Source organism: Thermococcus sp. LS2 (assembly GCF_012027375.1).
In the GTDB taxonomy this organism is placed as follows: domain Archaea; phylum Methanobacteriota_B; class Thermococci; order Thermococcales; family Thermococcaceae; genus Thermococcus_B.
In genome coordinates this window covers 90902-105671 of the sequence record NZ_SNUI01000005.1, presented here as the reverse complement: position 1 = coordinate 105671, position 14770 = coordinate 90902, and the positions used below count along the sequence as shown (strand labels likewise).

The window sequence follows — 14770 nt, the reverse complement described above, 5'->3', positions numbered from 1 at the left end:
AGAAATGTCATAAATTAAAACCCAATTTCTTCAACTTCGAATTTTTTCTCACTTGGATAAATTCTGACATAAAATGCTGTTCTGTTCTCGACTTCTTCAAAGGGAATGTACGAGTACTGCTCAAAAGTTGAAGATACAACTGCAAAGATATCTGCACCCTCAAAATAGAGTAGACGGCCGTAGTAATAGTTCAAAGTGTTTGATGCATAAAGGTCACTCATGTATGCAGTTATAAATGCCCTAACTTCCTTTTCGCTGTTCATAAGAAGGGTTGCAGTGTTCAGGAGAGATTTTGCAGCTGTCTTGATTTCTCTAAACCTTTTCAGAAGGTGTTCTTTTTCAAGGCCTTCCAAAAAGCGACAGAGATAAACGCCCATTGTATAACTGTCTGATGCACCTTTTAACTCCATTGGGTTAAGTTCTCCCATTTCAATTAGCTTATCCTTATCCAAATCTCCATTATGCATAGTCCAAAATATGAAGCCTCTTTTTGTTGAAAACGCAAATGGCTGAACGTTGAAGAGATTTTTCTCCCCTTGACTCGCTGCCCTTGTATGAGCTAAGAACACAACAAAACCATCGAGCTTTTCTATAACCTCATTAACTTTTCTTCTATCTTCAAAAATTGCACTTTCGCTCCTATAGTGTTCTACATAGTCATCCTTCAACAGAACATAACCCCAGCCATCCCTGTGCTGACTTCCTTTATTTCGGGCAAGCTTATAGGGATCATGCTCTGAAGATTTAAGCAATGCCTCAAGAAGGGGCCTGACTCTCTTTCCCTCACCTACAGCAAACAGTATTCTGCACATTAAGATCACCAAAGGTTTTTAGGTTCTCATTGTATAAAAATTTGGGGATTGGGAATGATACTTAGAAAGCTGAAAAAAGAGGCACTTCAAATCATTGATGAGGATTTTGAAATCACTGACTTCTCATTTGCTCTGCCTTACACATATGTTGCTATTGAGGGGCGGAAGGGAAAAGCTCTGGGTGTTGCAATGACACTCCCAGAAGAGATCCAAGTGTATTCAAGTGAAATTGAAGATATAAGTGTTGAGAACTTCATTGAGAAAGCTGATAGCTTAAACGTCATTGAACGCACCTTAGCTTTAGCAGCAATAAATGCCATCTCCCAATATTACATAGACCTAAGTGAATCTGAAAATAAAGATGCGACAGAGCTTTTAGATGAGAGTATTAAAAAAGTTGCAGTAATTGGAAACATACCTCCGATAGTGAGAGCATTGAAAGAGAAAGGGTTTAACCTTTATGTATTTGAGAGGAATCCCAAACTCTGGGATAGAGAGACCCTAAGCGATTCTTTAGAATACTGGCTTCTTTCAGAAATGGATGCTGTCATCGTGAGCGGAACTGCATTGTTAAATGCTACCTTAGACATGATTCTTGAAAGGTCTAAGAAAGCCAAACTAATTGTTTTGACCGGCCCAACAGCCCAAGTTTTGCCCGAATTTCTTAAAGGTTCCGGAGTCACCCACTTAGCTTCAATGAAAGTCCTCAACATTGAAAATGCACTCCTCAAGCTTAAATTGGGCTCATTTAGAGGCTTTGAGAAAGAAACTAAAAAGTACATCATTGAGGTGCCAGGGGATGGATAAAATAGAGAACGCTGTGCTCGATGTTCTCAAAAAAGTGAATGAGCACAGAGGGTTATATGAGAGGAATGAAGAGGCTGTAAAACAGCATTTAATTGGAGAGATATTTCAAGCCCTTGGCTGGGAGTGGGACAATCCAAGAGAAGTGCGTCCAGAGGAGAGGACTGAAGAGGGAAGAGCGGATTATGCATTAATCCTTGATGATAGGGTTGTTGCATTTGTTGAGGCTAAGAACTTAAGTGTCAATGTTCTTAAAAAGGACAAGCCATTGAGGCAGCTCGGGAGATATTGCTTCAATCATGGAGTCAAATATGGAATTCTGACGAATGGAGTAGCGTGGGTTGTCATTAAAGCTTTTGAGGAAGGTTCTCGCTTGGAGGATAGGATAATTTTAAGTGTTGACATAGAGAACGAGCCTCTTGAGAGAGTAACTCTTAAGCTGAGCCTTCTGTCCAAAGGCAAAATAGACAAACTCGAAAGATTTGCAACCCTTTTAAGAGCTTTAGAACTCAGCTTTGATGAGCTTAAAAAAGAGGGAATCAGTGAGAGAAAGCTGATAGAGTTTTTAACAGCCTCAAAGAAGAGGTTGCTTACGTTGGATAAAATAAAAGGAGACGAGTTTCCAAGGGCTCTCTATGTCTACGATAATGGCTGGAAAATGGTTCCGCTCATAGAGCGGAGCATTAAAGGCGTTTTGTTGTCCCTTCTTCTTTACCTCAGTGAGAAGAGTAAAGGAGAAGAAAAGGCTCAAATCAAAAAGGCTTATGCATATCTCAAAGAGATCCCACTTGATACGGAAAAGATTCTAAGGCTTCTGCGTGAGATAGAAAAGGAGAAAGGAATACGGATTGGAATTGAGCTTTAATTCTTCCAAGGAACCTCAGTCTTGATTTTCCAAATTCCCAGCAACTTTCTTGAGCCCCATGTTGCTTGGATTTCAAAGGCAACAATCATGTCCTCATAGATGTCAATTAAATTGAATGAATTTCCAAAGGGATTTCTATGTAGCTCCCAACTTATTGAACCAGCGTTAATTACTGGTGTTCTTTCAATCCTAACTCCAAATGCATTGCCCCCATGTCCAGTCATTACAAGCTCTGTTCTTTCTTCAGTGAGTATCTTCAAGACATTGCCAGCATCCTCTAAAAATCCCAATTCTCTGCTCCTTGGAATTGGCACTAGGTTATGGTGCATTACAACAGCTGTGAATTTCTCTTTGTATTCTTCAAGCATTGACTTCAGAATTTTCTGGCCAATCCTACCAACAGCACCTATGGGAGTCTCGTATTGAGCAGTTAGTAGGGGAATAAAGACGAAGTCTCCAAGTTCCTTAACCTCAGGCTCCCCAAAGTATTCTTTAAACAAATCATATCCGAGATACGTTATGTCATTATGGCCCGGAACTATGATTTTTTCTACCTTAAGCTTTGCATAGTACTCTGCTGCCATCTCGTAGTACCTCTCAATTCCTACATCCACAATGTCGCCGCAGTGGACTACCAAATCAGGCTTATACTTCTCGTTTATTGCCCTTATTGCATTTTCAAGGACTCGCTTTCTAAAGTAAATCCTGTCGGAAACATTACTCTCACTCATCTGGATTATCCTCAAGAGATGCTTTCCTTTTGGAATGAAAATCTTAGGCTTCACGGATTTATAGCCCTTTTTCAGCTCATCTCCGGTTATTCTCCTTATAATCACATCAATCCTACCATCACCATTGAGCTTGATTATGTTATAGCTGTTCACGTCGCCTTTCCTAGTCTTTCTGCATGATGTACAGCCAGCATTCACAACGACCAAATCCTCAATGCTGTAAACGTTTGGAACATGCTTGTGTCCACAGAGATACAGATTAACTTCATGCCTTAACAGCAAATCTAAAACATCACCTGCATTGAATAAGACGTTCCTTTCTCTTCCTGTATCTGGAAGAGGGACAAGATGATGATGAGCGGCTACGATTTTGAACTTCTTGTGTGAGTATTCTTCTAACTTTTCCTTCAGCCAGCGAAACTTGTAGCCGCCGATTCTTCCATCGCTTAAATCTGGTATTGTTGAATCAACCCAGATTATTACAAGGTCATCTCGTTCATAAACTCCGTACAAAGGACCAATGTATTTCTCAAACAGCTCATATCCGACATTTCGAGCATCATGATTCCCGGGAATGACTATGAGAGGTTTTTCTATCTTCCTAATTAGATAGCTGGCATGTTCGTACTCTTCTTTAAGGCCTTGATTTGTTACATCACCCGTATGGACTACTAAGTCGAAATCTCCTCGGTTTATCTCATTCACTATTAAGTCGTAGGCATATGATTTAAATGCCGACTCTTGGGTTATGTGAGTATCGCTTATGTGAGCTATCTTAATCATTAAACATCACTCCATTGATATCGATGTTTCAAGTTTTCTTCTTGTAGCTTCAAGTAAATCACTTAATGTGAAAATCCCAACTATTTTTCCGTCCTCTTCAATCAGGATTTTCTTGATTCTGTGATGTGCCATTATCTTGAGCACTTCCCTCACAGGAGTGTTAGCATCTGTAGTTATTAAATCTCGGCTCATTATCTCCTTTACAGGGGTGGTGTAGGGTAAACCCGGCACAATAACTCTTCTTATTATGTCGGATTTTGTAAAGAAGCCAATAACCCTGTCATTCTCAACAACAACTAGAGAGCCAATGTCAAACTTTACCATGATCCTGCAAGCTTCTTGAACAGTGTCTTCTGGACTAACCCCTACTAGTTTCTTGGTCATGTAAACCTTTACTGGGGCAGTCTCCTCCATGGGTATCTCACCTTAAAAACGAGCTATCCAGGGAACTCTATAAAACTTTTTCCATGATAATGGAGAAAAGGTAAAAAGATATAGGATTACTCGCCAAACTTTAGCCTTCTGTTCATTAAATCTAGCACTATGGGGATGAGATTGACTCCTCTGATTCTTCCCAGTATACCCTCTGCACAGCTAAACTCATCATAACGCTTTACCTTATCAACTCTGCATCCAGGTCCTTTTACTGCAATGGGCACGGGATCTCCGCTGTGGTCTCTAACACTGCACGGTGTTGAATGATCTGCTGTTATTGCATACACAGTCTTTTCTTCTGGTGTGTTCTTCAATATATAGCCTATCATCTCATCAGCCTTTTCTATTATCTTCACCTTTCCAAGATAGTTTGCGTCGTGACCCGCTATATCTGGCCCTTTTATGTGAACAAAGATTATGTCAGCATCTGTGCTCTCATAAACTTCAAGTGCTCTCTTTCCAATGGCCATCACGTCACTTTCCAAATCTCCTGTTGCCCCTTCCGGAACCTCTGCTTTCATTCCCAAGAGCTTCGCAAGACCAATTATAGTGTCCTCCTCTGCTATCACATAGCCTTTGACACCGAAGCGCTCTTCAAATGATTTCAAATCGAGAGGAACCATTCCAGCTCCTCTTGTGAGAATTATGTTAGCTGGCAGCTTGCCTTCCTTTATCCTCCTCTTATTAATTGGATGATCTTTTAGAACTTCATAGGAGAGCTTTATAATCTTGTTTAAAATGCTAGCGGTTCTTTCTGCTTCTTCTGAATCTTCAAGGGGAAGAACTTCTTTTATTGGGTTTCCTTCCTTTGCCGTTCCAGGGTCAGAATTGCTGACCTTTGGAGATAACCCCTTACCTCTTAAAACCAATGCAACTCTATGTGCAGTTGCTGGATGGAACTCAACTTTAATACCATCAACTTCTTTTATCGCTTCATTTAATGCCTTTACGAGCTCTTCAGCGTCTTTTCCTTTAATTCTACCTGCTCTCCTGTCCACAACTATCAGCTTTCCATCCTTCTCTTCAACAGTAGCTAAGTTGCATCTCAAAGCCACGTCTCCGGGCTTAAGCTCAACTCCCGCTCCGACAGCTTCGAGAGGTCCTCTTCCAGGATAATACCTGTAAGGCTCATAACCAAAAATCGCAAGGTGTCCGGTGTCAGTTCCAGGTCTAACTCCGGGCTCAATCATATCAGCCAGACCTGTCATTCCTCTCATTGCTATGTAATCCATATTGGGCTTTTTTGCCACTTCCAAGGGAGTCCTGAAACCCAATTCAGGTATTGGTCTGTCTCCAACCCCGTCAAGGATGAAGACAAAAGCCCTATAAGTCTCCATAGGTTTCCATTTCATTTTATTGCACCTCACGATTATGAAAGAGAAAAATAGAGAAGAGAATCAGGCTTTCTTACCCTTTCTCTCATTAAATCTCTCAACTGCCTTGTTTGCAAGCTCTTTAATGCCTTCTTCAAGATCAATGTCACCGCCTACAGTTACTGGAACGTTGTTCACGTAAACTACTGGAAGACCTCTCTGGACGGCCATTCTAGTTGCAACATCTACAGCTGCAGCTTTAAGCTCTGTAACGAGCATTTCAGCCTTTGGTAGGTATTTCTCTAGGTCTTCTCTGAGCTTTGGCCTGTTGCTGAGCCATGGTGAGTAGCCAACAACCTCACAGCCATACTTCTCCTCCAAGTATGGAACTATTGTCTTCTCTAAAGCATCTTTCTTTGCTGTTGATGTAAACACTATTTTCTTGCCCCTTATGTCTCCCATTGGCTCTGGTCTCAGGACAACCTCTGAGATTTTAGCCTCTGGGTTGAGCTCTCTCACGGCTTTCTCAATTTGCTCGACTTTGTCTCTGTTGTACTCTTCAGCCATCGTTATCACAATGAGGTCAGATATCATAACTCTGTAAGGTCCAAAGAAGTTTGTTATATGGCTTAAGGGTGTTGTTGCACTTATGACAAGTTCAACTGCATCATTGAGTACTGCTGGAACTGTTGTTCCGCTTCCCTCAACTATTATGAAATTAATTGGTAGTGTATTTGCAAGCTTAACAGCCTCGACTTCTGTTGAGTAGAACGGCTTGCCCACCATTCCTCCTCCGCATCTCCTTGCTCCGACTGTTATAATGCCAGCAAGCAGGGCCTCTTGGTAGTAATCTGATGCTGCATGCTTTCCGCTGTCAGCGACCTTCAAGAGGAACTCTGGGGAAAGTTCAAGTTCTTCTCCAAAGAGCGGTGTTGGTTCTTCTGGACCTCCTCTTGCCGCTTTTATAACACAAGGCTTAAAGCCCATCTTTTTGAGTGTTATGGCTGTAAAAGTTGATATAGCAGTCTTACCTACTCTCTTGCCAAGCCCAATGCACTTTATTGATGGGTATTCTGCAACGTCCTGAAAGTCTATTGGGTTGAATACAAAATCTGCGCCTTCATACCTAACTCCTATGGCCATTAGGGCTGAACCTATGAGCATTCTTCTCTCATAGTCAACTACTGGCTCATCTGACATATCCAAGGCAACGTCAACGTTGTATTTCTTTGCAGTCTCTACTATCGTCCTGATTGGTGGGTTTCCTTCTCCCAAAACTACTGGAATTGGAAGGGCTTTTTTGACATCTTCTGGTGTTCCTATCTTCTCAGTTCCTCCTAAAAAGACTGCTGCAACAACTTCGTATTCTGGGTATGCCTTCTTTACATACTCCAAGGCTCCTTTAAGCACAGGTATGTAGTGCTCCCCATCTATCAAGGCCAAAGCCCTTTGTTTCATTTTACCACCTCCTCATGTTAATCTAACTAAAACACCGTGGTTAATTTTGAGATAAACCACAGTCCCCTCCTTGTAAACCGTCGTAGCTTTAGTTTGAACCCTAATTTCTTCCCCTTCAACATCTACAAGATAGTCAACTATATCTCCAAGGAACGTAGCTCTTTTCACAGTTCCAGCCACTGTGTTTTCTGCTGGACTTCCTAGAATGTCTATCTCCGAAGGCCGGACGACAAAAACGAGCTCTCCTTCTTTCTTCAATGGCGGTGCGCATCTAACTTTTACCTTTCCGCCGAAGAGGGTAACTTCTGCGTAGCTTTCTTCAATCCTTGCGTCATCGAATTTCAAGAAGTTAGCTAATCCTATGAATCCAGCAACAAAGGCATCGGCTGGTCTCTTGTAGATTTCCCAAGGACTGCCAATTTGGTGTATTTTTCCCTTATCCATTACTGCTATCCTGTCACTCATAGCCATTGCTTCAGCTTGGTCGTGGGTTACATAAACTATCGTAACTCCAAGCTTTCTCTGCAACTCCTTTATCTCAAAACGCATCTCTTCTCTGAGCTTTGCATCCAAGTTGCTCAACGGCTCATCAAGGAGCATGACCTCTGGCTCCATTACAAGCGCTCTCGCTAGTGCAACTCTCTGTTGCTGCCCTCCACTGAGCTGGTGAGGATAACGATTTTCAAAGCCCTTTAAACGAACCATTTCTAGGGCCTTCATGACTTTCTTTTCAATTTCATCCTTGGGGAGTTTTCTAATCTTGAGAGGATAAGCCACATTGTCAAACACTGTCATATGAGGCCAAACTGCATAGTTCTGGAACACCATTCCAATGTTCCTCTGCTCTGGTGGAATGAAAATGCCTTTGGATGGAGAGGACACTATTTTATCTCCAATGTAAATCTCTCCATCGGTGGGCACTTCAAGACCGGCAATCATTCTAAGCGTTGTGGTCTTTCCACAGCCACTTGGGCCGAGTAAAGTCATGAATTCGCCGTCTTTTATGTCAAGGTTTATGTGGTCAACTGCAGTGACTTCACCAAACTTCTTAACAAGATTGATAATCCTTATACCAGCCAATTTCACAACCCCCTTGCTCCCATTTTTCCGGTTATTCTACTAACAACGAGCTGAGCAAGGATAACAACAACGGCAACAACAGCCGAAAGGGCATAAGCAGCTGTGTACTGCCCTTCTTCCATCAAATTATATGTTGCAACACCAATTGTTGGATGATTTGGGGGATATATGATAATTGAGACAGTCAGCTCACTTAAAGTGGGCATGAAAACCAAAATCCATGCCGCAATAAGTCCTGGTTTTATGAGGGGCAGAACTATGTTTCTCATTGTGGTGAGCCAGTTTGCACCACACATGAGCGAAGCCTCTTCGAGCGTTTTGTCTATCTGAAGGAGTGAACCGACAGTTGTTCTGACACCATAAGAGAGATACCTTACAAAGTATGCAAATGGGATTATCCAAAGAGTGTTGAAGATGGGGGTTTTGATGAAAGCCAAGATTATTGCAACACCGACAACTGTTCCTGGCAGAGCATAGGGAACTGAGGATAGCCAATCCATAAAGAGTCTGCCTTTAACGTTTGTCTTCACTATCATGTAAGCCAATAAAGCACCAAACAACGTTACCACTGTAGATGCCAGCAAAGCTGAAAAGATACTTGTCCTTAATGCGGTGGTTGTTGTCTCATCTTGGACAAGAACGAACTTGAAGTTGTTGAGTGTGAATGAAGATAAGCTCGTTAGAGGTGAGTAGAGGTTCTTTAGAAATGCGCTGAAAAAGAGCGAGAATAATGGTATCACTGAAGTTAAGGCTAGGAATATGAAGACAAATAGAGCTATCAAACCTTTGTGCTTGCCAAGGGCAATTACTGAGGGTCTCACCGTTTTTCCCGTTAAGGTCGTGTATCTTTTCTCTCCAAACGACTTCTTCTGAATTAAGAGAGCAACACCCGTTATTATTACCAAAAGGATTGAATATGCAGTTGCCTTGTCCAAGTCTGGAATTGAGAGAGTACTATAGATTCTTGTTGTGAGCACATAGTAATGGGCCCTGTCACCTATTAACGCGGGAATTCCGAAGTTTGCACAAGTTGCCACGAACGCTAATAAAGCACCAGATGCTATGCTCGGCATTACGAGGGGTATTGTTACGTCTCTTGCAACTTTGAAGGGATGAGCACCGCTCATTCTTGCTGCTTCTTCAAGGGATGGATCCATTTGCTCAAGGGCCGCCGCAACTGTGAGGAACACATAAACGTAAAACTTTAGCGTCATTACCAAAACTAAGCCTGTAAAGGAGTATATGTTAACCAAATTTCCGCTGTTTCCTAAAGCCCTCCATATTCTGTTTATATATCCCACATAAGGAGCACCAAGCTGAATCCAAGCTATGGCGCTAACATAAGGTGGTAAGATGAAGGGTAAAACTGCCAAAAACCTTACAATTTTTCTTCCGGGTAAGTCTGTTCTGACAACAAAAAATGCCAGTGGGACACCTATTAAGATTGCGAAAAATGTCACAATAACGGCAAGTTTTATCGTGTTAAGAGCATAAACCCAGGTGTTAGGATCAGAAACTATGACTTTATATGCATATCCAAATCCTTTCTCACCAAAAAGACTCTTGTAAATGAGCATGAAGAGAGGATATGCTATTGTTATGAGAAGGACAACAAGAGAGAACACCCACATGATTTGGGTGAATGTCATTTTTCTCTCCATTTGAGCTCCCTCCTGGATAAAATTAAATAAAGAGAAATCAGCCCAACATTATCTCAGAGAACTTGTTTCTGACATCTTCAAGCTGAGCTGAAAGCTTTTCCCAATCAATTTGAATTTGTGGTATTTCAGTTATGCTTGGAGTTCCCTGTGGTGGGGCAACATCTGTCCTTGCAGGGATAAGTCCATATTGAACAAGTAGCTCTTGGACTTCCTTTGAGAGTAAGAAGTCCACGAAGGCTTTAGCAGCATCTGGGTTTTCTGTTGTCTTTAGAATTGCAATTGGGCTTGGAATTAGTACTGTTCCATCTTCAGGATAAACGTAGTTTATAGGTGCCCCATCGGCAATTGCTTGCCTTACCATATAGTCAAGTGTAACCCCAATTGGGTCCTGTCCTTCAATTACTGCACTTTTAACAGCTCCATTGCTCTTGAGAACAACAATGCCCATCTCCTTTGCCTTCTTGAAGTAATCCCAGCCATATTTCTCTGAGAGACCATAGACCCATGCTGTAGCTGCACCTGAGTAGAGTGGATTTGGAATTGCGACCCATCCCTCAGCTGTGTTCCATGGACTTGGAAGTGATGCCCTGTAGTTGGGATCGGTTAAGTCGCTCCACTTCTTTGGTGGGTTCTTTACAATCTCTGTGTTGTAAGCAATGACCGGTGCAATGAACCTTCCGGCTATCCAGTATCCTTCGGGATCCTTGGCGAATGCAGGGACTTTATCAGCGTCTTTAGGTGTGTATTTCATAAGGACTCCTTTTTTCTTGAGGTATATTGTATTTCCTGGGTCTGCAAGCCAAACTACATCGGCTATTATCTTTCCAGCTTCGATTTCAGCATCGAGCTTTGCCATAACTTTTGATGCACCGCTTCTGTAGACTTCAACCTTAACATTGGGATACTTTTTCTGGAACTCTTCTGCGATTTTAACGGCAATATCTTTTGGAATTGAGGTGTAGAAGTGAATTGTTCCGCTGATTTCTTTAGCAGTGGCAGTTTGAGTTGATGCTGGAGAAGATGTTGTCTCTGAGGGAGTTGAGGTTGCTGTGGTTGTTGATGTTTCTTTCTTCTCTACACAGCCACTTCCCACTACACTAAAGGCAAGGACAAAAATTAACAAGGCCACGAATAACTTTTTCATGAAGCTCCACCCGTTAATTCTTTTGTTGTATATAAAATAAAAATTTTGTCGAAATATGGTCTATATAATCTATTTAGAGAAATATAGTGATATATAGCAATATATGGAATATGTTGAATTATCCCTATCGTTCTTGCATTGTTTTTAAAGCAATAATTGCCGCCGCTTCTGCTTCGCTTATAAAAGGTTCTTTGAGAGTGATTTCATATCCAAATGTTTCTTTCAGTTCATTTTCTATTAGCGGTTTAAGGAGCTCTTTAGCTCCAAAATAAAACCCCCCAGTTATAGCAAGCTTGTTTCTTACATCTTCTAATCCCAGTCTTTTTGTTGCAGCACTATATGCTAGGGCTATCTCCTTGCTTGCATTTCTTAAAATAGAATATGCTGCACTATCTCCCTCTTTTGCAGCTTTAACGACATAAGGAGCAAAGCCTCCAATCAATGCTTTGGGATTTTTAGAGGAATATATGGCACGTATGATATCATCGGTAGTGTTAGCACTAAAATACTCCAGAACATAGGCAGTGAGTAGTGTATTTTCTCCCCTTCCATCATAAGCTCTTAATGCTTTTACTATGCCTTCTCTCCCAACCCAATAACCGCTTCCCTCATCCCCAACTAAATGACCCCATCCTCCAACTCTTACGCTTTCTCCTTTTTCATTTATCCCATAAGCTATTGACCCAGTGCCCGCTATGAAAACTATTCCTGGTTTAAAATTAAAACATGCAACATGGGCAACTTCATAATCTCCTTTTACAATAACTTTTGCACTTGGAAAGATTTCTGAAATAATCTCTTCAAAGAGCTTAGAGTTTCCGCCAAGCGTGCCTGCTGCCGAGATGCATACGGCTTTGACTTCTTCTCTATAGTGTCGTGATAGAGCTTGGAGAACTGCATTTTTAATTGATTGTTTGACTACAGCGAGTGGAGAAGAATTTGGATTTCCAGGTCCGCTTTTTCCTTCTCCCAGCACAAGCCCATTTTCATCTATGAGCACTGCTTTAGTTTTTGTACCTCCACAGTCAATTCCGAGGAAAAGCATTTTCTCACCTCAGAGCTTTTTCAGTCCCATATACCATGAAGTAATTAACCCAGCAGTATAAATCTGCACGAGGAAGAGTATTTGGGAGAAAATTCCAAAAGTTACAGCTTTTATTGTCAGTGGGACTGTAATAAGAGGAGCTACTATGAAGCTCATTAAAAGGATATATGCAATATAGCGGCCTTTTATTATGGAGTGCACTATACCAAGATTTAGCACTCCAAGCAAAATTCCCATAGCTCTCCATGTTTTTTCCTTTGTGACTGCGGAAATTCCTCTTGTAGCATCAGGAGGGACTTGAAAAGTTATGCTGCCGTATATTATCACCGCTCCGATCATTAAAATTGCTCCTAGGAGAGGGTATATTATGTACTTGATTTTTTTGATTTCTTCTTCCTTGCTGCAGTAAATTGCTGTGATGAAAATTAAGAAATATACCAGAGCTATCGCCCGCCAAGAGAGTGTTACACCAGCGAATTCTACCCCGTGGAACTCTCTTAGCAATATTGATGTGAGTGCAGAAGCCCCACTAACTGAAGCTGTAATCAGACTATAACCAAGTCTAAGACTTATGAACAGAAAAATGTTGATTAGAGCAACTCCTAAAATACAGAAGCCTGCCAATATGCTCTTTCCTAAGTAAACTGGTACCATGTTGAGGAATACGAGTGAAAGCAAAATTGTTAATGCACCACTAATTTTTAAGATACTTCCTTCTCTCATGATATCACCTCTCTCTGAGCTTTGGATTTAGATAATCCTCAAGGGCTTCTCCTAGGCAGACGAATGCTATGACTGCCAAGGCTATCATAACTCCGGGAACGACTATCCATTGCCACATTCCTTTCATTACAATTATCATCATGTTCTTGTTTGCTGTGTACATCACGTATCCCCAATCTGGATTGTTTGGGTCTCCCAAACCTAAGAACGTCAGAGATGCCACAGTTACGATGAATCCAGCTATCAAAACAGCGGCTCTTGCAAAGAGGAGGGGGATTATGCTTGGCAGTATATGTTTGAAGATTATTCTTTTATTGCTTGCTCCTAATGCAATTGCAGCCTCAACATATAGGCGGTGTTTAAGTTGGAGTGTTTGGGCTCTCACCATTCTGGCAGTTGAAGGCCATGAAATTAATGCAATGACTATTATTGTGTACCAAATGTTCCATACAGTTGAAAAGAGCGACGCAATTACTAGAAGCAACAAGAGGCTAGGCAGCATCATTATTGAGTCAGAGATGAACATTAAAAACTCGTCGAAAATTCCTCCGTAATACCCAGCCACTGTGCCTACCAGTGCTCCCATTAATATTGTGAGCAAAGCTGCCATGAATCCAACGCTTAATGATATCCTCGCTCCATAAACTACCTGCGTCCATATGTCTTTTCCCTGATGGTCAAGACCACAAGGATGCTCCCAGGAAGCAGGCACAAAGATTTGATCAGAGGCCCAGTCTGGTGTATATTTTGTGAAAAGTTGAGGAAATAGTGCCATGACAAGCAAGAATGTGAAGATTATAATTCCAACTTTTCCCATTTTATGATTCCATATAAAATCGAAGACTTCTTTTGTATTTTTAATTGTCTCAGCAAGTGCTTCCTTGTACGTCTTTGCCATTTTAACCCCTCCTAATTCTTGGGTCGAGATAGGCATAAGTTATCTCAGCAATAGTAATTGCCACAATTACAGCAACTGCTATTATATAGAACGACGCTACAACAACGGGATAGTCCTTGTTCCACATTGCGTCATAGATTAAAGTTCCCATTCCGGGATAGTTGAACACTGTTTCCGTAACAACAGCACCTCCAAAGAGGAATCCCAAATCTATAGCCATCATGGTTATTACTGGAGGCATTATGTTCCTGAGAACATGTCTCTCAACAATATATTCCTCCCTCAAACCAATGGCCCTAAGGGCTGTTACATAGTCACTTGTGTATTCCTCTGTAACCATGTTTCTAATAGTTAAGAGATAGGAGACCGCGTAAATCTTTGAAAGGGCAACTATTGGAAGGAAGCTGTGCCAGAGCCAGTCAATCATGTGATGGAAAACATTCTGAGGTTCAAGCTCTGATGTAGTTAGATATGGGAAAAGTCCAAGCTTAAAAGCTAAGAAATATAAGAGAACCATTCCAAGCCAGAAAACAGGTAAAGCTCTTATCCCTAAAACCACCCACAGGATTGTGGACTCCTTTAAACTTCCTCTATTTCTTGCACAGTATAATCCTAAAAGAATACCGAGCATAGAACCAAAAAAATATGCAGCTGTAACGAGACTTAGGGTGTAAGGCAATCTAACCGAGATTAAATCTATAATTGGCTTGTTATACACGGGAGACTTCATTTTAAAAAGGGAGAAGGTGAACATTCCATAGAGGATTTTAGCAGCACCGGTAATGAAATTATCCTTATACCCCCACTCTTCCAAGAGCCTCTCATATTGCTCCTGAGTTATTTTACCTTGATACAAATATTGGTCAAAGGGGGTTCCAGGAGCTAATCTGAGCAGAGCATAAATCAAGAGAATTACAAAAATGAGCGTTATGAGCTTGTGAATCAGCTTGATTATAACATATGAAGCAAAGCTCCTCTTCATATGCATCACCGCTCCATTTTATCGAAAAATAAGGGA

The 14770-nt window shown here is 41.4% G+C and carries 14 protein-coding genes; 2 read left to right on the top strand and 12 right to left on the bottom strand.

Translation table 11 applies throughout. From position 1 onward, the window contains the following. Positions 1-14: 14 nt before the first annotated feature. Positions 15-812, bottom strand: coding sequence for a class II glutamine amidotransferase (locus E3E24_RS08075; protein WP_167886841.1), 798 nt, complete (start codon positions 810-812; stop codon positions 15-17). 54 nt (positions 813-866) lie between these two features. On the opposite strand from E3E24_RS08075, the gene E3E24_RS08070 reads away from it, so the two are divergent. Together E3E24_RS08070 and E3E24_RS08065 are read left to right on the top strand one after the other, a co-directional pair. After that, positions 867-1619, top strand: a complete 753-nt coding sequence (locus E3E24_RS08070; protein WP_167886722.1) for a Rossmann-like domain-containing protein — start codon at positions 867-869, stop codon at positions 1617-1619. Then, complete coding sequence (locus E3E24_RS08065; RefSeq protein ID WP_167915850.1) at positions 1612-2481, top strand: type I restriction enzyme HsdR N-terminal domain-containing protein; 870 nt, start codon at positions 1612-1614, stop codon at positions 2479-2481. Before E3E24_RS08070 ends, E3E24_RS08065 begins: the two co-directional genes overlap by 8 nt. Here the strand turns inward: E3E24_RS08065 and E3E24_RS08060 are convergent. The 11 genes from E3E24_RS08060 to E3E24_RS08010 all read right to left on the bottom strand — a co-directional run bounded on the left by E3E24_RS08060 (position 2478) and on the right by E3E24_RS08010 (position 14734). Continuing rightward, positions 2478-3995 (bottom strand): metallophosphoesterase, encoded by a 1518-nt coding sequence (locus E3E24_RS08060; RefSeq protein WP_206205326.1) that lies wholly within the window; start codon positions 3993-3995, stop codon positions 2478-2480. The two genes, E3E24_RS08065 and E3E24_RS08060, sit on opposite strands and share 4 nt — an antisense overlap. 6 nt (positions 3996-4001) lie before the next feature. Next, the gene (locus E3E24_RS08055; protein WP_167886724.1) at positions 4002-4409 is read right to left on the bottom strand and encodes a cyclic nucleotide-binding/CBS domain-containing protein; all 408 of its coding nucleotides are present in this window, start codon (positions 4407-4409) and stop codon (positions 4002-4004) included. Positions 4410-4495: 86 nt separating this feature from the next. Next, the gene (locus tag E3E24_RS08050; protein ID WP_206205325.1) at positions 4496-5782 is read right to left on the bottom strand and encodes a 2,3-bisphosphoglycerate-independent phosphoglycerate mutase; all 1287 of its coding nucleotides are present in this window, start codon (positions 5780-5782) and stop codon (positions 4496-4498) included. 45 nt (positions 5783-5827) lie between these two features. Next, positions 5828-7201 (bottom strand): 2,3-diphosphoglycerate synthetase, encoded by a 1374-nt coding sequence (locus tag E3E24_RS08045; RefSeq protein ID WP_167915849.1) that lies wholly within the window; start codon positions 7199-7201, stop codon positions 5828-5830. 12 nt (positions 7202-7213) lie between these two features. After that, positions 7214-8287 (bottom strand): ABC transporter ATP-binding protein, encoded by a 1074-nt coding sequence (locus E3E24_RS08040; RefSeq protein ID WP_370520476.1) that lies wholly within the window; start codon positions 8285-8287, stop codon positions 7214-7216. Then, on the bottom strand, positions 8284-9942 hold the full coding sequence (locus tag E3E24_RS08035) for an iron ABC transporter permease (protein WP_167886727.1): 1659 nt from the start codon (positions 9940-9942) through the stop codon (positions 8284-8286). Before E3E24_RS08035 ends, E3E24_RS08040 begins: the two co-directional genes overlap by 4 nt. Before the next feature lie 37 nt (positions 9943-9979). Beyond that, entirely contained in the window at positions 9980-11086 is a 1107-nt protein-coding gene (locus tag E3E24_RS08030) for an ABC transporter substrate-binding protein (RefSeq protein ID WP_167915847.1), read from the bottom strand. 124 nt (positions 11087-11210) lie between these two features. Further along, positions 11211-12131, bottom strand: a complete 921-nt coding sequence (locus E3E24_RS08025) for a BadF/BadG/BcrA/BcrD ATPase family protein (RefSeq protein ID WP_167886729.1) — start codon at positions 12129-12131, stop codon at positions 11211-11213. A 9-nt stretch (positions 12132-12140) separates the two neighbouring features. Further along, a complete protein-coding gene (locus E3E24_RS08020; protein WP_167886730.1) occupies positions 12141-12854 on the bottom strand; it encodes a hypothetical protein in 714 nt (237 codons plus the stop codon). A 4-nt stretch (positions 12855-12858) separates the two neighbouring features. Continuing rightward, complete coding sequence (locus E3E24_RS08015; RefSeq protein WP_167886731.1) at positions 12859-13752, bottom strand: ABC transporter permease; 894 nt, start codon at positions 13750-13752, stop codon at positions 12859-12861. Between the two features lies 1 nt (position 13753). Next, on the bottom strand, positions 13754-14734 hold the full coding sequence (locus E3E24_RS08010; protein ID WP_167886732.1) for an ABC transporter permease: 981 nt from the start codon (positions 14732-14734) through the stop codon (positions 13754-13756). Positions 14735-14770: the final 36 nt, after the last annotated feature.